This is a genomic window from Stenotrophomonas sp. 22DLJC03, from assembly GCF_056861405.1.
On the sequence record NZ_JBSPUG010000003.1, the window covers coordinates 816500 to 836270 of the forward strand.

Consider the following 19771-nt stretch of genomic DNA (forward strand, 5'->3'; position numbering starts at 1 on the left):
TCCGTGCGCCGCTTCAATCTCTCCGAATGGGCGTTGGGCAATCGCCCGCTGGTGCTGTTTGCGATGCTGGCTTTCGCCGTCATCGGCGCCTGGTCCTACAAGCACTTGGGTCAGTCTGAAGATCCACCCTTCACCTTCAAGGCGATGGTGGTGCGCACAATGTGGCCTGGCGCCACCGCCGAGCAGGTCTCGCGGCAGGTAACCGAGCCGATCGAGAAGGCGCTGATGAACACCGGCGAGTACGAGTTCATCCGCTCGTACTCCCGCCCGGGCGAATCGCAGGTGATCTTCATGGCCCGCGACAGCCTGCGTTCCAAGCAGATTCCCGATCTCTGGTACCAGGTGCGCAAGCGCGTGGGTGACATCAAGGCGACGCTGCCGCGCGAGATCGTCGGCCCGTTCTACAACGATGAGTTCGGCGATACCTTCGGCAACATCTATGCGCTGACCGGCGAAGGCTTCGACTACGCGGTGATGCGCGACTATGCCGACCGCATCCAGCTGGAACTGCAGCGCGTGCCCGACGTCGGCAAGATCGACCTGGTCGGCCTGCAGGACGAGAAGGTCTGGATCGAACTGTCCAACACCAAGCTGGCCACGCTGGGCGTGTCGCTGCAGCAGGTGCAGCAGGCGTTGGCCGACCAGAACGCGGTGACCGCCACCAGCTTCTTCGAGACCCCGACCGATCGCGTGCAGCTGCGTGTGACCGGCCAGTTCGATTCGATCGAAGACATCCGCAAGTTCCCGATCCAGGCCGGCGAGCGGACCTTGCACCTGGGCGACATCGCCGAGGTGAAGCGTGGCTTTGCCGATCCGGCCTCGCCGAAGATGCGCTTCATGGGCCAGGATGCGATCGGCCTGGCGGTGGCGATGAAGGATGGCGGCGACATCCTGAAACTTGGTGCCACCCTGGATGCCGAGTTCGAGCGGCTGCAGAAGACCCTGCCGGCCGGCATGCAGCTGCGTAAGGTGTCCGACCAGCCGCACGCGGTGGAAGAGTCGGTGGGTGAGTTCGTGCAGGTGCTGACCGAAGCGGTGGTGATCGTGCTGCTGGTCAGCTTCTTCTCGCTGGGCCTGCGCACCGGCCTGGTGGTGGGCGTGACCATTCCGCTGGTGCTGGCGATGACCTTCTTCGTCATGCACTACTTCGACATCGGACTGCACAAGATCTCGCTGGGCGCGCTGGTGCTGGCGCTGGGCCTGCTGGTGGACGATGCGATCATCGCGGTGGAGATGATGGCCACCAAGATGGAGCAGGGCTACGATCGCCTGCGTGCGGCCAGTTTTGCCTGGGAATCGACCGCGTTCCCGATGCTGACCGGCACGCTGATCACCGCGGCCGGCTTCCTGCCCATTGCAACGGCGGCCTCAAGCACTGGCGAGTACACCCGTTCGCTGTTCCAGGTGGTGACCATCGCCCTGGTGGTGTCCTGGATCGCAGCGGTGCTGTTCATCCCGTACCTGGGCGACAAGATGCTGCCGGACCTGTTCAATCCGCAGCTGCCCAAGCCCGACAGCCTGGCCGGTCGCTGGCGTGCCAAGCGCCTGCAGTGGGCCGACCGCCATCCGGCGCTCGCGCGCTGGATCGCGCCGAAGGAGCATGCGCACGACCATGACCCGTACCAGCGGCCGTTCTATACCCGCTTCCGGGCTTTCCTGGATACCTGCCTGCGCCATCGCTGGTGGGTGATCGGTGCGACCATCGCGCTGTTCATCGGCTCGCTGATGCTGTTCCGCTTCGTGCCGCAGCAGTTCTTCCCCGATTCCACCCGGCCCGAACTGATGGTGGACATCGAACTGGCCGAAGGCGCATCGCTGGCCGCCACCCAGGCGCAGGCCAGCAAGCTGGAAAAGCTGCTGAAGCAGCGCGAGGGCATCAGCAACTACGTGGCCTACGTCGGCACCGGTTCGCCGCGCTTCTACCTGCCGCTGGACCAGCAGCTGCCGGCGACCAACTTCGCCCAGTTCGTGGTGCTCACCGAAGACGCCAAGGCCCGCGAAGCGACCCGCGACTGGATGCTGAAGGACGTGATCAAGCAGTTCCCGGACGTGCAGATGCGCGTGACCCGGCTTGAGAACGGCCCGCCGGTCGGCTACCCGGTGCAGATGCGTGTATCCGGCGAGCACATCGCACAGGTGCAGGCGATCGCGCGCCAGGTCGAGGCCAAGGTACGGGAGAACCCGCACGTGATGAACGTCAATCTGGACTGGAGCGAGCCGAGCAAAGTGGTGCGGTTGGTGATCGACCAGGACCGAGCACGTGCACTGGGCGTCAGCAGCGCGCAGGTCAGCCAGTTCCTCAGCAGTTCGCTGTCGGGCATGAGCGTCAGCACCTACCGCGAAGGCAACCGCCAGATCGAGATGCTGCTGCGTGGCCCGGACAACGAGCGCGCGCAGCTGGACCTGATCGGCAGCCTGGCGATGCCCACCAGCAGCGGCACGGCGGTGACGCTGTCGCAGGTCGCGCGCCTGGAATACGCCTTCGAGGACGGCATCATCTGGCATCGCAACCGCCTGCCGACGGTGACCGTGCGTGCCGACATCAGCGACGGCATGCAGGCGCTGGACGTGGTGCAGCAGATCGTGCCAACGCTGGACGGCATCCGTGCCGAACTGCCTAGTGGCTACCTGCTGGAAACCGGTGGCTCGGTGGAAGATTCGGCACGCGGGCAGAACTCGATCAAGGCCGGCATGCCGTTGTTCCTGATCGTGGTGGCCACGCTGCTGATGCTGCAGCTGCGCAGCTTCTCGCGCGCGGCGATGGTGCTGGTGACCGCGCCGCTGGGCATCATTGGTGCCACGTTGTTCCTGCTGCTGTTCCGCGCCCCGTTCGGCTTCGTGGCGCTGCTGGGCACGATCGCGCTGGCCGGCATGATCATGCGCAACTCGGTGATCCTGATCGACCAGATCCAGCAGGACATCGATGCCGGGCATGACCGCTGGCATTCGATCATCGATGCGACGGTGCGCCGTTTCCGCCCGATCGTGCTGACGGCATTGGCGGCCGTGCTGGCGATGATTCCGCTGTCGCGCAGTGCGTTCTATGGCTCGATGGCGATTTCGATCATGGGCGGCCTGATCGTAGGTACGGTGCTGACCCTGGTGTTCCTGCCGGCGCTGTACGCGGCGTGGTTCCGGGTCAAGCCGGACGAATCCGGGGCGTGACGCCCCGGGTTCTGCGGCCGGGGTCGGATCCCTTTCCCGCTGGGAAAGGGCTCTGACCCCATCCACGATGTGCACATCCACGCATGGCGTGGATCTATCGCCGTGGGCCTGGTAGGTGCCAACCTTGGTTGGCACTGCGGCATGCATCCACGCATGGCGTGGATCAACGGGCCGGCTCTGGTAGGTGTCAACCTTGGTTGGCACTGCGGCATGTATCCACGCATGGCGTGATCTACTGTAGCTGCAGGCTGTTCCGCAGCAGTGGCAGCAGCCATTCGATGAACACCTGCACGCGTTGCGCACGATGCTGCCGATGCGGCTGCAGCAGGGTCACCGGCAACGATTGCGCCACGTACTGCGGCATCACCTCCACCAGCGCGCCGGAGTGCAGTTCCGCCTGCACGTCGTAACGCGGAATCTGCAGCAGCCCCAGCCCCGCCACGCAACAGGCAATCGACGCCTCGGCGCTGTTCACCCGCACCCAGCCGGGCATCGGCTGCGTACGCAGCTGGCTGCCGTCCTGCCACTCCCACGGTTCCACCCGTGCCGTTGTTGGTGAGGCATAGTTCACTGCTCGGTGCTGCGGCAGATCCGCGGGATGCTGTGGCACCCCGTGCTCACGCAGGTAGCTGGGCGCGGCAACGTTGACGAAGTCGAGCTGGCCCAGCGTGCGTGCCACCAGGCTGGAGTCACCCAGGTGGCCAACCCGCAGCACGGCATCGCAACCGTCCTCGATCAGGTTCACCGCGCGATCGGTCATGCCCAGGTCCAGTTCCACCTGCGGGTAGCGCGCAAAGAAATCCGGCAGAGCAGGGGCGAGGATGCGACGGCCGATGCGGCTGGGCACGTCGATCTTCAGCAGGCCCGCCGGCTGCGCATCGTCCTGTCGGAACAGCGATTCGGCGTCTTCAACCTCGGCGATCAGGCGCAGGCAGCGGGCATGGAACACGTCGCCGTCGTGGGTGGTGGACACCCGTCGGGTTGAGCGCTGCAGCAGGCGGGTGCCGAGCCGCTGCTCCAGTTCGGCGATGGCCGCCGATACCGTGGAGCGGGGCAGGCCGAGCTGGTCGGCGGCGCGGGTGAAGCTGGCGCACTCCACCACCCGGGTGAAGATGCGGAAGCGATCGATGCGGTCCATTGTTCGCTGGCTCTGGAAAGTTAAGTCAATGTAGCGGGCTTTACCCGGATTTTCTGCACGATATCGTCATCAGGGCAGGTTGCCATCCCGGGCAACCCCTCCCCGAGACCAAGCCATGACTGACCATTCCCTCAAGGGCAAGACCGTGCTGATCGCTGGCGGTGCCAAGAACCTGGGCGGGCTGCTGGCCCGCGACTTTGCCAGCCAGGGTGCCAAGGCCATCGTCATCCACTACAACAGTGCCGCCACCCAGGCTGATGCGGAAGCAACCGTGGCCGCTGTACAGGCCGTCGGCAGCAAGGCCGTGGCCCTGCAGGGCGACCTGACCTCGGCGGCGGCGATGGAACGCTTGTTCGCCGATGCCGTGGCTGCAGTCGGCCGGCCGGACATCGCCATCAACACCGTCGGCAAGGTGCTGAAGAAGCCGATGCTGGAGATCAGCGAAGCCGAGTACGACGAGATGAGCGCGGTCAATGCGAAGACCGCGTTCTTCTTCCTCAAGGAAGCCGGTCGAAACGTCAATGACGGCGGTCGCATCTGCACCCTGGTCACCTCGTTGCTGGGAGCGTTCACGCCGTTCTATTCCAGTTATGCAGGCACCAAGGCGCCGGTGGAGCATTTCACCCGTGCGGCCTCGAAGGAATTCGGTGAGCGCGGTATCTCGGTGACCGCGATCGGCCCCGGTCCGATGGACACGCCGTTCTTCTATCCTGCCGAGAGCGCCGATGCGCAGGCGTACCACAAGACGGCGGCGGCGCTGTCGGCATTCACCCGCACCGGCCTGACCGACATCGCCGACATCGTGCCGTGGATCCGCTTCCTGGTCACCGACGGCTGGTGGATGACTGGCCAGACCATCCTGGTCAATGGCGGTTACACCACCAAGTAGAGACGAATCACCCGCGATTGCGGCGGACCTGAGGCGTCGCGCCATGCTCGACTGCTGTTGCATGAGCCGAGCATGGCTCGGCTCTACAGGTGCCGCCGGATGGATCAGGCGAGCTTCGCCAGCACCGCATCCGTGGCGGCGGCGGTACTCACCGCCGTTCCCTTCGCGGCCAGGTCGGCAGTGAACACGCCGTCATCCAGCACCGCATGTACCGCGGCTTCCACCGCAGCGGCTTCTGCTTCCAGGCCCAGCGAATGGCGCAGCAGCATCGCTGCACTGAAGATCGTTGCGTACGGATTGGCGATGCCCTTGCCGGCGATATCCGGCGCCGAACCATGGATCGGCTCATAGATGCCGACTGCGCCCGGCTCACCCAGCGAGGCCGACGGCAGCAGGCCCAGCGAGCCGGCCAGCATCGAGGCTTCGTCGGTGAGGATATCGCCGAACATGTTCTCGGTGACGATCACGTCATACTCGCGCGGCTTGGCCAGCAGGTGCATCGCCATCGAATCGACCAGCTGGTGCTCCAGTTCAACGTCGGGGAATTCCTCGCGGCCGATGCGCGCGGCCACGTCACGCCACAGGCGCGAGGTTTCCAGCACATTGGCCTTGTCCACCGAGGTGACCTTGCCGCGACGCTGCTGCGCCAGGCGGAAGGCACTGCGCAGCACGCGCTCGATTTCCACCACGGTGTAGCGGCACAGATCGCTGGCGCTGTCGGCGTCGCGGGTCTTGTCGCCGAAGTAGATGCCGCCGGTCAGTTCGCGCACGACCACGAAGTCCACCCCCTGCAACAGCTCGGCCTTGATCGGCGAGGCGTGCAGCGCGGCTTCATGGGTTCGCACCGGGCGCAGGTTGGCGTACAGGCCCAGCGCCTTGCGGATCGCCAACAGGCCCTGTTCCGGGCGCACCTTGGCGTTCGGGTCGGACCACTTGGGGCCACCGACCGCACCCAGCAGTACGGCGTTGGCAGCCTGGCAGGCAGCCAGGGTGGAGGCGGGCAGCGGTTCACCATGGCGATCGATGGCAATGCCACCGATATCGTGTTCGCTGAAGGCAAAGGTGTGGTTGAAACGTTCGGCGACGGCCTTCAGGACGGCGACTGCCGCGGCGGCCACTTCCGGGCCGATGCCATCACCGGGCAGGACAACAATTTCAGCGTGCATGCTCACTCTCGTAACGTTCGATTTCAGGGACACGGCCCAACAGATACCCCAACTGGTCGACACCTTCCAGCAGGCAGGTCTGCGAGAAACCATCCAGCGGGAAGGAATAGACGCGACCATCGGGCGTGCGCAGTTCGCGGCTGGCCACGTCGATGGTCAGTTCATCGTCCGGGCGCTGCATCAGCGCCTGCACATCGGCCTCGTCCAGCACGATCGGCAGCAGGCCGTTCTTCAGCGAGTTGCCACGGAAGATGTCGGCGATCTCGCTGCTGACAATGGCACGCAGGCCGAGGTCGGTCAGCGCCCACGGTGCATGCTCGCGCGAGGAACCGCAGCCGAAGTTGCGGCCCGCCAGCAGGATGCTGCGGCCGACGTTGTGCGGCTGGTTGAAGGCGAAGTCGGCGACCGGCGAACCGTCGGGCTGCCAGCGCCAGTCATTGAAGGCGTTGCGGCCAAGGCCCGCGCGCTCGGTGGTGGACAGGAACCGCGCCGGGATGATCTGGTCGGTGTCGATGTTGGTCTGCGCCAGCACTACGCTGGACGAGGTCAGGGTACGGAAACCGGCCATCACGCCACCTCCTGGGCGAACAGTTCGCGGGTGTCGGCGACGTGCCCCTGCACGGCGGCCCACGCCGCAGTCATCGGCGAGGCCAGCAGGGTGCGGGAACCGGGGCCCTGACGGCCTTCGAAGTTGCGGTTGCTGGTGCTCACGGCCAGTTGGCCGGGGGCGACCAGATCGCCGTTCATGGCGATGCACATCGAGCAGCCCGGCTCGCGCCATTCGGCACCGGCGGCACGCACGATCTCGTGGATGCCTTCGGCCTCGGCTTCGCGCTTGACGATCTCCGAGCCCGGCACCACCAGCATGCGCACGCGCTCAGCGACGCGACGACCGCGCAGCACCTGCGCCACTTCGCGCATGTCGCTCAGGCGGCCATTGGTGCACGAGCCGACGAAGACTACGTCCACCGGCGTGCCGGCCAGCGCCTTGCCTGCCTCGAAGTGCATGTAGTCCAGGCCCTTCTGCGCAGCGGCGTCGTTGGCAGCGGGAATCGGTGCATCCACCGCGATGGCGGTGCCGGGATGGGTGCCCCAGGTCAGCGTCGGGCGGATATCGGCGGCGTCGATATGCACCTCGCTGTCGAAGCGCGCGCCTTCGTCGCTGCGCAGTTGCGTCCAGCGTGCGACGGCCGCCTCGAAGTCGGCACCCTTGGGGCCGCGCGGGGTGGCGGCGACGAAATCGAACGTCACCTGGTCCGGCGCGACCATGCCGGCGCGCGCGCCCGCCTCGATCGACATGTTGCACAGGGTCATGCGCTGTTCCATGTCCATCGCTTCGATGGTGCTGCCACGGAACTCGATCACGTGGCCGGTGCCGCCGTTGACGCCGATCACGCCGATGATGTGCAGGACCACGTCCTTGGCACCAACGCCGGGTGCCAGAGCGCCATCGACGCTGATCGCCAGGGTCTTCGCCTTGCGCTGCAGCAGGCACTGCGTGGCCAGCACGTGGCCGACTTCACTGGTGCCGATGCCGAAGGCCAGCGAACCGAATGCACCGTGGGTGGAGGTATGGCTGTCACCACAGACGATGGTCATGCCCGGCTGGGTGAAACCCTGTTCAGGGGCGATCACATGAACGATGCCGCGATTGTCCGAGGCCATGTCGAACAGTTCGATGCCGTGCTCGGCGCAGTTGCGCGCCAGCGTGGCGACCTGGGCTTCGGAGGCGGCGCTGGCATAGGGCAGCTTGCCGTCGGCTGCAGCCGGCAGGGTCGGCGTGGAGTGGTCCATCGTCGCCTTGGTGCGATCCGGTCGGCGCGGAGCCAGGCCGCGCTCGCGCAGCTCGGTGAATGCCTGCGGCGAGGTCACCTCGTGGATCAGGTGCAGGTCGATGTACAGCACGGCGGGCGCGCTGTCGGATTCGGGGACAACCACGTGGGCGTCCCACAGTTTGTCGTACAGGGTGCGGGGTGCGGAAGTCATGCGTGTGCCTGGCAGAAGTACGAAGTTGCGAACATCGGAAAAGATAACGAATGGATCACGTCAGCGGCGACGGGCAAGTACCCGCAACCGCACATAGTCGGCCAGCGGCTGGCCGGCGGCATCGCGCGGCAGCTCGGCCAGCAGGGCGGCAGCGGCCTCGCGCACGGTGGCGCGTGCCTCCGCCGGCAGATCGTCCAGCAGTGGCGCAGCGAACACCCGCAGCCAGCCGGCCACGCCGGTCGGCAGTGCGGTCGGGCGCGGCGTGCACTCGATCAGTTGAACCTGGAAGCCATGCTGGCGCAGGCGGTCGGCATAGGCGTCGGCAGTAGGGAAGTACCACTGGAATGCGCTGGCGCCGTGGCCATGGGCCACGCGTGCGGCCTGCACCGCGGCAATGATCGTGGCCACGTTGCCATGGCCGCCGAACTCGGCAACGAAGCGGCCGCCCGGGCGCAGTGCGCGGCGCACACCATCCATCACCCGGTCGGGGTTGCTCATCCAATGCAGTGCCGCGTTGCTGAACACCGCATCGAACTCACTGTCGAACGACAGCGCGTGGCCGTCCATCACCTGCGCATCGACGCCGCGTGCACGTGCGGCGATCACCAGCTCCGGCGAAGCATCCACACCGTGGATGCGCGCACCGCTGAGCGCCAACTCAGTGCTGAGCACGCCGTCGCCACAGCCCAGGTCGAGGATGCGTTCACCGGCGCGCGGGTCGAGCAGGCGCGATACCGCGCCGCCGAGCAGCGGCACGAAGCCGGCGTCGATTGCATAATCCTGGGCATTCCAGTGCTGCCCTGCGGGCAGTGCCGTGGTGTCGAAGGCGCTCATGTCGGGTTCCTCAGGCGGTGGCGGGGGCGGCAACGTCGGTGCTGCTGGGGGCGCTGGCCTGGCGCTGGCGCAGCAGGCGGTTGGCCACGTCCAGCCAGGCCAGCGCGGAGGCTTCGATGATGTCCTTGCTGGTGCCGGTGCCGTCGTACTCCACGCCTTCGTGGCGTACGCTCAGGTTGGCTTCGCCGCGCGCATCGGCGCCGATGCCGACGCTGTGCACGTGGTAGCTGTCCAGCATCAGCTGCACGCCAGTGGCCGCCGACAGCGCGCCGAACAGCGCATCGACCGGGCCGTCGCCCTGCGCGGTCTCGGCCACGCGGTTACCGTCCGGGTCGGACAGTTCGACCAGCGCATTGGCGCGGCTGCCGACGTCGCTGATGGTCATCGACGCCAGGCGATAGCCCTGCGTGGTGGAACCGCCCTGCATCAGCGTCTGCAGGTCGGCATCGGTGACCACGCGCTGTTGCTCGCACAGGCCCTTGAACTGCTCGAACACCAGCTTCAGTTCGTCTTCGTCCAGCCAGAAGCCCAGCGCACGCAGGCGCGCTTCGACGGCGGCGCGGCCACTGTGGCGGCCCAGCACCATCTGCGAATCCTCCCAGCCCACGTCTTCCGGACGCATGATTTCGTAGGTGCCGCGGTGGCGCAGCATGCCGTGCTGGTGGATGCCCGATTCGTGTGCGAACGCGTTGGCGCCGACGATGGCCTTGTTGCGCTGTACCGGCATGCCGACCAGGCGCTGCAGCAGCTGCGAGGTGCCGACGATGCGCGGGGTGTTGATCGAACTGTCCTGCTCGTAGAAGGCCTGGCGCACCTTCAGCACCATCGCGATCTCTTCCAGCGAACAGTTGCCAGCACGTTCGCCGATGCCGTTGACGGTGCACTCGACCTGGCGTGCGCCGCCTTCGATGGCGGCCAGCGAGTTGGCCACGGCCAGGCCCAGGTCGTTGTGGCAGTGCGCGCTGAAGATCACGTTGGCCGCGTTTGGCACATCGGCCACGCCAGCAATCACCTGCTGGAACATCGCACGGATCTCTTCCGGCGTGGTGAAGCCCACGGTATCGGGCAGGTTGATGGTGGTGGCGCCGGCAGAGATCGCCGCGCGCGACACTTCGATCAGGTAGTCCAGCTCGGTGCGGGTGGCATCTTCGGCGGAGAACTCGACGTCGTCGATATACGAACGTGCCAGCGATACGTGCTTGCGTACCGACTCCAGTACCTGCTCGCGGGTCATCCGCAGCTTGTGCTCGCGGTGCAGCGGGCTGGTCGACAGGAACACGTGCAGGCGCGGGTTGGAAGCGGCCTCCAGGGCACGTGCGGAGGTCTCGATGTCGGCCTGCAGGCAGCGCGACAGCACCGCCAGGCTCAGGCTCGGGCGGCGCAGCTCGCGGCCGATCAGGGCCATCGCCTCGCGATCGGACTGCGAGCTGGCCGGGAAGCCGGTCTCGATGATGTCCACGCCCAGTTCATCCAGCGCACGCGCCATCACCAGCTTCTGCGGCGGGCTCATGCTGCAGCCGGGGGACTGCTCGCCGTCACGCAGGGTGGTGTCGAAGATGCGGATGCGCGGGGTGGTAATTCGTTCGATGGTGGTCACAGGGAAATCTCCTCGACAGCGGGCGTGACGGCTTGCAGGGGGGGAAGGGGAAGGGGAAGAGGTGGGGGGAACGGTGGCGCTGGCCTTGCTGGGCGAGCCCGGGGATTCACTGCGCCGTCGCCGCGGTTTGCGCGGTGGGCGTGGGCGGATGTCGGTGAGCAGGCCGGCCAGTACGCCGGCATCGATGTTGCCGCCGGAGACCACCGCGCATTTGCGGCGGCCGGCGACGCGGCGGCCGGCGGCCAATGCCAGCGCACCGGCGCCCTCGGCGATGATGTGTTCTTCCAGCGCCAGGCGGACCAGGGTTTCGCGCAGCTCAGCCTCGCGCACGATCACTACGTCGTCCAGCAGCGAGGTGCACAGGCGGCGGGTCAGGAAGCCGGGGATCTTCACCCGCACGCCATCGGCCAGCGAGGCAACGGGGGCGATCTCGCGCACGTCACCGCGGATCGCGCGTGCCATCGAATCGACACCTTCCACCTGCGCACCGACGACGCGTACGCCCTGCGACTTCAGCGCCAACGCAACGCCGGAGGCCAGCCCGCCGCCGCCGATCGGCACGATCACCACGTCCGGCGCGTGCGCGGCCAGCTCGATGCCGACCGTGCCCTGGCCGGCGATCACGTCGGCATCGTCGAAGGCGGACAGGAAGCGGTAGCCGTGACGCTGAGCCAGTTCAACCGCGAACGCGTAGGCCTCGTCATAGCTGTTGCCATGCTGGCGCACGGTCGCGCCCCAGTGGGCGACGCCGGCGATCTTGGTGGCCGGCGCGCCGTGCGGCATCACTGTGATGGCTGGTACGTCCAGGCGGTAGGCGGCCCAGGCCACGCCCTGGGCATGGTTGCCGGCCGAGGCGCAGATCACCGGGCGTGTGTCGCCGCGCTCGCGCCCGGCCAGCAGCGCGTTGAGCGCACCACGCACCTTGTAGGAGCCGGTGCGCTGCAGGTTTTCCAGCTTCAGCCAGGTGCCGAAGCGCTCGGCATGGTGCAGCGGCGTGGGCGGCAGGAAGCGGCGCAGGCGTGCCTGCGCTGCCAGTACGTCGGCGACGCTTACGTCGCCGACATCGCTTTCCTTGCTGGTGTCAGCGCCCGGCATGGACCACCAGCGAGAGGCAGGCGACCACCGCGCGCGGGGACGGACGGCGAAGAAGACGCCTCCGTACCGGCACCGTGTTGGAAACGGTACGGGTGTTCATGCGGATACTCCCTCCAGTGCGGTCATCTGCACCGACACGCAGTCGTAGATCTTTTCCATCTGCCGGCACAGCGTTTCCGCCGGGCGCTGGCCATCCACCACCAGCTGCAGGTGCCAGCGACCATCATCGGCGGCCACCGGCGCACCGCTGATCGCGCACGGTGCGAAGCCGCGACGCTCGGCCATGCCGATCACGCGCAGCAGCGCTCCTTCGGCCGGGTGCAGCACCAGGTCAAGCCGGTATTGCATTGGGGATCTCCTGGCGGGCATGGGCGGGGTTGCTTTCCAGCATCGTGCTGTTGGCGGTGTTCGGCGGCACCAGCGGCCACACGTTGGCGCGTGCATCGATGGCCACGTGCAGCAGCGCCGGGCCCGGTTCGGCCAGCAGCGCGGCCAGCCCACCTTCGACGTCATCGCGTGCATCGATGCGGGTGGCGGCGATACCGAACACCTTGGCCAGCGCCACGAAGTCCGGGTTGTCGGACAGGTCGATCTCGCTGTAGCGCTCGGCGAAGAACAGTTCCTGCCACTGTCGCACCATGCCCAGCGAACTGTTGTCCAACAGCACGATCTTCACCGGCAGGCGGCAGCGGGCAATGGTCGCCAGCTCCTGCACGTTCATCATGAAGCTGCCGTCACCGGACACCAGCACCACGGCGCGATCGGGGCAGGCGAACTGCGCACCCATCGCCGCTGGCAGGCCGAAGCCCATGGTTCCCAGCGCGCCACTGGTCAGGTGGTTGCGTGGGTGATTGAAGCGGCAATGCTGGGCGACCCACATCTGGTGCTGTCCAACGTCACAGGCGATCACCGCATCGGCCGGCGCCAGTTCGCTCAACCGCTTCAGCAGCGCCGGTGCGTAGATGTGCTGGCCGGGTGCGTCGTAGCGTGCGGTGAAGCGTTCGCGATGCTGCGCGCAGCGCTTGCGCCACGCGTCCTGGTGGGCCTTGGGGGAGGGAAAGGCCGCACGCAGGGCACGGATGGCGTGGCCGACATTGCCGGGCACGGCGACATCGGCGCTGCGCAGCTTGGAGATCTCGTAGGCGTCGGCGTCGATGTGGACGACGCGGGCGAACGGTGCGAACTCAGCCAGCTTGCCGGTGGCACGATCATCGAAGCGCGCACCCAGCACCAGCAGCAGGTCACTTTCCTGCACCGCCATGTTGGCCGCGCGGGTGCCGTGCATGCCCAGCATGCCCAGCGAGTGCGGGTGATTGGCCGGCAGCGCGCCCAGTCCGCGCAGGGTCATCACGGTGGGGATGGCGCTGGCCTCGACGAAGTCACGCAGGTCCTGCACTGCATCGCCCAGTGCGATGCCACCACCGGCGTAGACCACTGGCTTCTCGGCCGCCGCCAGTGCGGCGATGGCTTCGGCGATGGCTGCTTCCGCGGGGGCCGGCGGCGGTTCGACGCTGCTCGGCACGTGCACCGGGAGATGACCGGCATCGGCCAGCTGCACGTCCTTGGGCAGGTCGATCAGCACCGGGCCGGGACGGCCCTCGCGGGCGATGCGGAAGGCATCGGCGACCACGCGCGGCAGGTCGTCGACGCTGCGCACCAGCCAGCTGTGCTTGACGATCGGCATGGTCAGGCCGAACACATCCAGTTCCTGGAAGGCATCGGTTCCCAGCAGCGGGGTGGCGACCTGGCCGGTGATGCAGACCATCGGGACCGAATCGAGCATCGCGTCGGCGATGCCGGTGACCAGGTTGGAGGCGCCCGGGCCGGAAGTGGCCACGCAGACGCCGACCTGGTTGCTGGCGCGGGCGAAGCCGTTGGCAGCCAGCGCCGCGCCCTGCTCATGACGTACCAGGATGTGCTTCAGCGAAGAATCCACCAGCGCGTCGTAGAACGGCATGATGGTGCCGCCGGGATAACCGAACAGCGTGCGGACGCCTTCGGCCTCCAGCGCCTGGGTCAGCCAGCGCGCGCCGTTGGCTGGCGCGCTGCGGTGTGTGGAAGAGTTCATGGGGGAACCTTGCAAAGCGGGTGGGGGAGGCCGCGTGGTTACGCGGCCTGTCCTTGCAACCAGACCATCTTGGCGCGCAGTTCCTTGCCTACCTTCTCGATCGGGTGCTCCAGGTCGGCCTGCTTGAACTTGTTGTAGTTCGGCAGGCCCGCTTCGTATTCGGCTACCCAGTTCTTGGTGAAGGTGCCGTCCTGGATGTCCTTCAGGACCTCCTTCATGCGCGCCTTGGTACCGGCGTCGATCACCCGCGGGCCACTGACGTAGTCGCCGTACTGCGCGGTCTCGGAGATGAACTCCAACATGCGCGAGATGCCACCTTCATAGAACAGGTCGACGATCAGCTTCAGTTCGTGCAGCACTTCGTAGTAGGCGATTTCCGGCTGGTAACCGGCTTCCACCAGCGTTTCGAAGCCGGCCTGCACCAGTGCCGATGCGCCGCCGCACAGCACCGCCTGCTCGCCGAACAGATCGGTTTCGGTTTCTTCCTTGAAGGTGGTCTGGATCAGGTTGGCGCGGGCGCCGCCCAGGCCGGCGGCATAGGCCAGGGCGTACTCGGCGGCCTTGCCGCTCTTGTCCTGGTAGACCGCCCAGATGCAGGGCACGCCGCGACCGATTTCGTACTCGCGGCGCACCAGCGCGCCGGGGCCCTTGGGTGCGACCAGCACCACGTCCAGATCCTCGCGCGGCTTGATCATGTCGAAGTGCACATTCAGTCCGTGCGCGAACAGCAGCACCGCGCCCTGCTTCATGTTCGGTGCCAGCACATCGTCGTAGAGCTTCTTCTGCACCATGTCCGGGGTCAGCACGGCGACCAGGTCGGCATCCTTCACCGCATCGGCCGGTGCTTTCACGGTGAAGCCGTCGGCCTGTGCCTTGACCTCGGTGGGGCCGCCCGGACGCAGGCCTACCACCACATCGAAGCCGGATTCACGCAGGTTCAGCGCGTGCGCGCGGCCCTGGCTGCCGTAGCCGATGACAGCGATCTTGGTCTGGGGCAGGTCGTTGGTGCTCATGGGGGAGGTTCCTTGCGGTGGGAAGAAAAAAGAACGGCCGGTCGTCGTAGTGACGTACCGGCCGGTCAGGGGAAAGCGGTGGGGGAGGCGCCATGCATCGCACAGGCACAGCCACCACGAGGTGTCGCGGTGGTGCTGGTCCTGGTTTTGAAGGTGGCGTTGTTCATGGTGGTTGCGTCTGAAACCAGGTCCTGAAATGAAAAAACCCGCACCTGGACGGGTGCGGGTTTTTGAAGAGTTCCGGTGTGTTTGTTGCTTACACGCTGGCTCGTCCCGCACCTGTTGGTTGGGTAATAAGTACGAGCACAAGAATCGAACGCAGCGAGGCGGCGCCGGTGTCGGCGGCTTCGATGTGGGTTCGCGGTGGCGTGTTGTGATGCAACATGTGATCGAGAGAAACACAGCCGTTTCGGCGATGTCAACCCTTGCGATGGAATTTCCATCGGTTGCCGCTGCATCCAGTTCAATCGCTTGCAGCACAAGGATGGTTGCCGATGAAAGTGTTTCTGTGAACCCAAATTCACTCCTTTCAGCGGGTTTTTTGCGCGGATTCCGGCGGATTTTCACCTTGGTTGGTGCGGACCTTGGTCCGCACCGGATTCACAGAAGTCGGGAACAGTGCGGACCCAAGCCAGCACCCACCCCAGAATCAACGTCCATGACCTCTGCCCGATACCACGTGAAGGCCGCAGCGGCGAAGATCGGGGAACCACCCTTCCATCGGAACCCGACCGTGTCCCGACGCCTTGCCCGTTCCCTGCTCGCCGCCGCCGTGCTGGCTGCCGTGCCCGCGCTGTCCTTTGCCGCTGACCGCATTACCGGTCATACCTTCGCCACCCGATCGGAGGTGATCGCCCCGCACGCGATGGCGGCCACTTCGCAGCCGCTGGCCACCCAGATCGCGCTGGACGTGATGAAAGGGGGCGGCTCGGCGGTGGATGCCGCGATCGCCGCCAATGCCGCCCTTGGCCTGATGGAGCCGACCGGCAACGGCATCGGCGGCGACCTGTTCGCCATCGTCTGGGACCCGAAGACGCAGAAGCTGTACGGCTACAACGGCTCGGGCCGCTCGCCGAAGTCGCTCACCCTGGCCGAGTTCCAGCGCCGTGGCCTGAAGGACATCCCGGCCACCGGTCCACTGCCGGTGTCGGTACCGGGCGCTGTCGACGGCTGGTTCGCACTGCACGACCGCTTCGGCCGCAAGCCGATGGCCGACAACCTGGCACCGGCCATCCGCTACGCCCGCGACGGTCACCCGGTGGCTGAAGTGATCGCCTACTACTGGGACCGCTCGGTGCCCAAGCTGTCGCAGTACCCGGGCTTCAAGGAACAGTTCACGATCAACGGCCACGCCCCGCGCAAGGGCGAGATGTGGAAGAACCCGAACCTGGCCAGCACCCTGCAGAAAATCGCCGATGGTGGCCGCGATGCCTTCTACAAGGGTGACATCGCCCGCACCATCGGTGACTACTTCAAGGCCAATGGCGGCTATCTGAGTTACCAGGACATGGCCGACCACCACGGTGAGTGGGTCGAGCCGGTCAGCAGCAACTACCGTGGCTACGACGTGTGGGAACTGCCGCCGAACAGCCAGGGCATCGCCGCGTTGCAGATCCTCAATGTGCTGGAAGGCTACGACTTCTCGAAGATCCCGTTTGGTTCACCGGAGCATGTGCACCTGTTCGTTGAAGCGAAGAAGCTGGCCTTCGCCGACCGCGCGCGTTTCTACGCCGACATGGCGTTCCAGCCGGCACCGGTGCAGAAGTTGATCTCCAAGGAATACGCCGCGCAGCGCCGAACGCTGATTTCGATGGACAAGGCGCTGAAGGAAGTACAGCCGGGCACGCCGAAGCAGCTGGAGCAGGGCGACACCATCTACATGACCGTGGCCGACGCCGACGGCATGATGGTCTCGCTGATCCAGTCCAACTACCGTGGCATGGGCAGTGGCATGGCACCTCCAGGACTGGGTTTCATCCTGCAGGACCGCGGCGAGATGTTCGTGCTGCAGAAGAATCATCCCAACGGCTACGCGCCGGGCAAGCGCCCGTTCCAGACCATCATTCCGGCCTTCATTACCAAGGGCGGCAAGCCTTATGCAAGCTTCGGCGTGATGGGCGGTGCGATGCAGCCGCAGGGGCATGCACAGATCGTGATGAACCTGGTGGACTTCGGCATGAACCTTCAAGAGGCCGGTGATGCACCCCGCATCCAGCATGAGGGATCGACCGAACCGACCGGGCAGGCGACGGCGATGACTGATGGTGGCGAGGTCAATCTGGAAACCGGGTTCCCGTACGAGACGGTGCGGGCGCTGATGCGCAAGGGGCATCGCATCGTGTTCGCCGATGGTCCGTATGGCGGGTACCAGGCGATCATGCGCGATCCCGAGACCGGGGTGTATTACGGTGCGTCGGAGAGTCGAAAGGATGGGCAGGCGGCGGGGTATTGAGGTTTCCCGGCCACCGGGCTGAGCCCCCTCTGCGGTGTCGGTTCAGAAGCTGGATTGCGTGATTGGGCCGGGCGGGTGGGCTGCTCGGGGGACGCCGTGAATCCGTCCCTGGAGGCTTGGCCGCGGCATCCATGCCGCGGACACCCCCGCCCAGCCCACCCGCCCGGCCCCTGACAGTTTCCGTGCCCATCACCGCAGGAAAAGAAAAAAGAAGATCAAGAGCAAAGGCAACGGCAACAGCCGCGCGCTTTGGGTTGGGGTCGGATCCGTTTTCCAGAGGAAAACGGATCCGACCCCTTCTTGTTTTCCCGATACACCTCATCCACGCATAGCGTGGAAAACCCACCGTCACACGGAAACTGTCGGCGGTGGGGCGGTGTGGGTGGGCAGGACCGTTGGCGCCATGGATGGCGCCATCGAGCCCCCATGGACGGGTTTACGGCGTGTCCTGCCCACCCACACCGCCCCGCCCAACCAGCAACAACCCAGAGCCGCCTTGGCTTCGGCCGTTGCCTTTGCCTGAAAAAAGCGGTGCAGCCGCAGGCTGCAAAACACGCTCAATCCTGATCGTGCGCGCGCGCGGCCTCCGCCTGGGTTTCCTCCTGCGCCGCCATCTCGCGTGCGATCCACGCATCGATCATGTGCCGCTGGCGCTGCGCCTGCCGCCGCTCGCGCGTGTACTCCTGGTCCAGTACCCGGTACAGCGACACCATCACCAGCACCATCAGCAGCGCGAATGGCAACGCCGCAATCGTGATCATGCCCTGCAGTGCCTCCAGGCCACCGGCCAGCAGCAACGCCGCTGCGATCAGCGCCACCGCGATGCCCCAGGCCAGCTTGCGTTTCAACGGAGGATCGCCTGCCTCGTCAGTGGACATGCTGGCCAGTACCAGCACCGCCGAATCGGCTGATGTCACGAAGAAGATCATCAGCAGCACCAGTGCGATGCAGGAAAGCAGCAAAGGCAGCGGCATGCTGTCAAACAGGGTGAACAGCACCGTTTCATAGCCGTTGCCCAGCGCCTGCACCAGGTCGGCATGGCCGAAGATCTGCGCCCACAGCGCAGTACCACCAAACACGGCGAACCAGAAGAAGCCCAGCACCGTCGGTGCCAGTACGACGCCGATGACGAACTCGCGGACGCTGCGCCCACGCGAGATACGCGCGATGAACGAGCCGACGAACGGCGCCCAGGAAATCCACCACGCCCAGTAGAAGATGGTCCAGTCCGCTACCCATGTGCTGCCCGAGAACGGCGACATGCGCAGGCTCATCGTCACCAGCTGGTTGAGGTACGACCCCAGAGTGGTGGTGAACGTATCGAAGATGAATCCGGTCGGGCCCAGCACCAGTACGGTGGCCGCAAGAAGCGCGGCCAGCGCAAGATTGAAGTTGGACAGCCACTTCACGCCGCGCTCGACACCGCTGGCGGTGGACGCCATGTACAGCACGAACGCGATGGCGATGATGGTCAGCTGCAGTGGCACACCCGCGTGCAGGCCGAACACGCGTTCCATGCCGGCAGCGATCTGGATGGTGCCAAAGCCCAGCGTGGTGGCAACGCCAATCGCGGTGGCCACGACCGCGGCGATATTGACCACGCGTCCGATCCAGCCGCGATGGTGGCGGCCGATGATCGGTTGCAGCATGTCACTGACCAGTCCACGGCCATTGCGGTTGAACTGGAACCAGGCCATCGCCAGGCCAATCAGCGCGTAGATTGCCCATGGATGCAGGCCCCAATGGAAGAACGCATAGCGCATCGAAGCCCGCGCCGCGTCCATGCTCTGCGGTGCAAGACCTTCCGGAGGCTTGGTGAAGTGGGAAATCGGCTCGGCCGCACCCCAGAACACCAGGCCGATGCCCATGCCGGCGGCGAACAGCATCGACATCCAGCTGGCGCGGGAGAATTCGGGTTCGGCGTCCTCGCCACCGATTCGCAGGTTGCCGAAGCGACCGAAGGCCAGGTACATGAGGAACGTCAGCGCAAGGAATACGACCAGCAGGTACAGCCAGCCGACGCTGCGGATGACATCGGCCAGCGCCGATTGCACCACGGCATTGAAGGGCCCCGGTGCAACACCGGCAAGCAGCACCAGCAGTAGAACCAGCGCGATGGAAACGCGAAACACCATGAAGGAGCTTCTCCGATCAAGGGATTGAGGGGAGCGAGCAGAGCTTGCTGCGAGGGGGCCGGCGGCATGCAGCACGAGCCGGGCAGGGGCCGCGGAGACGGCAACGGAAACACCGGCCGCAGCGGCACGATGCGCGTGCACGTTACTGAATGCGATGTCACGGTTCTGTTAATGCCGATGGAGCAGCGCCATGCCATGCGTGGATGAATCGCCAGGAGATGCAGTGGTTTCTA

General features: G+C 66.0%; 13 protein-coding genes and 1 pseudogene. 3 read left to right on the forward strand and 11 right to left on the reverse strand.

Annotated elements, in window-relative coordinates:
• Positions 1-3 precede the first annotated feature (3 nt).
• On the forward strand, positions 4-3165 hold the full coding sequence (locus AC13GA_RS14410; RefSeq protein ID WP_046985265.1) for an efflux RND transporter permease subunit: 3162 nt from the start codon (positions 4-6) through the stop codon (positions 3163-3165).
• A gap of 232 nt (positions 3166-3397) precedes the next feature.
• Here the strand turns inward: AC13GA_RS14410 and AC13GA_RS14415 are convergent, their stop codons facing one another.
• The gene (locus AC13GA_RS14415) at positions 3398-4303 is read right to left on the reverse strand and encodes a LysR family transcriptional regulator (RefSeq protein WP_295379120.1); all 906 of its coding nucleotides are present in this window, start codon (positions 4301-4303) and stop codon (positions 3398-3400) included.
• Positions 4304-4418: 115 nt separating this feature from the next.
• Between AC13GA_RS14415 and AC13GA_RS14420 the strand changes: the two genes are divergently transcribed.
• Positions 4419-5192 carry an SDR family oxidoreductase gene (locus tag AC13GA_RS14420; protein ID WP_046985267.1) on the forward strand — a complete coding sequence of 258 codons (774 nt, stop codon included), beginning with the start codon at positions 4419-4421 and terminating at the stop codon, positions 5190-5192.
• A 104-nt stretch (positions 5193-5296) separates the two neighbouring features.
• On the opposite strand, the gene leuB is transcribed toward AC13GA_RS14420, so the two are convergent.
• From leuB to ilvC, 9 genes and pseudogenes are all read right to left on the reverse strand, one after another.
• Entirely contained in the window at positions 5297-6358 is a 1062-nt protein-coding gene (leuB, locus tag AC13GA_RS14425) for a 3-isopropylmalate dehydrogenase (protein WP_046985268.1), read from the reverse strand.
• A complete protein-coding gene (gene leuD / locus AC13GA_RS14430; RefSeq protein WP_482998397.1) occupies positions 6348-6926 on the reverse strand; it encodes a 3-isopropylmalate dehydratase small subunit in 579 nt (192 codons plus the stop codon). Before leuD ends, leuB begins: the two co-directional genes overlap by 11 nt.
• Entirely contained in the window at positions 6926-8344 is a 1419-nt protein-coding gene (gene leuC, locus AC13GA_RS14435) for a 3-isopropylmalate dehydratase large subunit (RefSeq protein ID WP_482998398.1), read from the reverse strand. Before leuC ends, leuD begins: the two co-directional genes overlap by 1 nt.
• A 60-nt stretch (positions 8345-8404) precedes the next feature.
• A complete protein-coding gene (locus tag AC13GA_RS14440; RefSeq protein WP_482998399.1) occupies positions 8405-9178 on the reverse strand; it encodes a class I SAM-dependent methyltransferase in 774 nt (257 codons plus the stop codon).
• A 10-nt stretch (positions 9179-9188) separates the two neighbouring features.
• The gene (locus AC13GA_RS14445) at positions 9189-10775 is read right to left on the reverse strand and encodes a 2-isopropylmalate synthase (RefSeq protein ID WP_482998458.1); all 1587 of its coding nucleotides are present in this window, start codon (positions 10773-10775) and stop codon (positions 9189-9191) included.
• A 30-nt stretch (positions 10776-10805) separates the two neighbouring features.
• Positions 10806-11870, reverse strand: a pseudogene (locus AC13GA_RS14450) (threonine dehydratase); the annotation flags it as partial.
• 96 nt (positions 11871-11966) lie between these two features.
• Positions 11967-12218 carry an ACT domain-containing protein gene (locus AC13GA_RS14455; protein WP_012512039.1) on the reverse strand — a complete coding sequence of 84 codons (252 nt, stop codon included), beginning with the start codon at positions 12216-12218 and terminating at the stop codon, positions 11967-11969.
• A complete protein-coding gene (gene ilvG, locus AC13GA_RS14460) occupies positions 12202-13938 on the reverse strand; it encodes an acetolactate synthase 2 catalytic subunit (RefSeq protein WP_426355232.1) in 1737 nt (578 codons plus the stop codon). The genes AC13GA_RS14455 and ilvG overlap by 17 nt, the downstream gene beginning before the upstream one ends.
• A gap of 38 nt (positions 13939-13976) precedes the next feature.
• A complete protein-coding gene (gene ilvC, locus AC13GA_RS14465) occupies positions 13977-14951 on the reverse strand; it encodes a ketol-acid reductoisomerase (protein WP_046985437.1) in 975 nt (324 codons plus the stop codon).
• A gap of 733 nt (positions 14952-15684) precedes the next feature.
• On the opposite strand from ilvC, the gene ggt reads away from it, so the two are divergent.
• Positions 15685-17403 carry a gamma-glutamyltransferase gene (gene ggt, locus AC13GA_RS14470; RefSeq protein ID WP_482998400.1) on the forward strand — a complete coding sequence of 573 codons (1719 nt, stop codon included), beginning with the start codon at positions 15685-15687 and terminating at the stop codon, positions 17401-17403.
• A gap of 557 nt (positions 17404-17960) precedes the next feature.
• On the opposite strand, the gene AC13GA_RS14475 is transcribed toward ggt, so the two are convergent.
• Positions 17961-19538, reverse strand: a complete 1578-nt coding sequence (locus AC13GA_RS14475) for a BCCT family transporter (protein ID WP_482998401.1) — start codon at positions 19536-19538, stop codon at positions 17961-17963.
• Positions 19539-19771 lie beyond the last annotated feature (233 nt).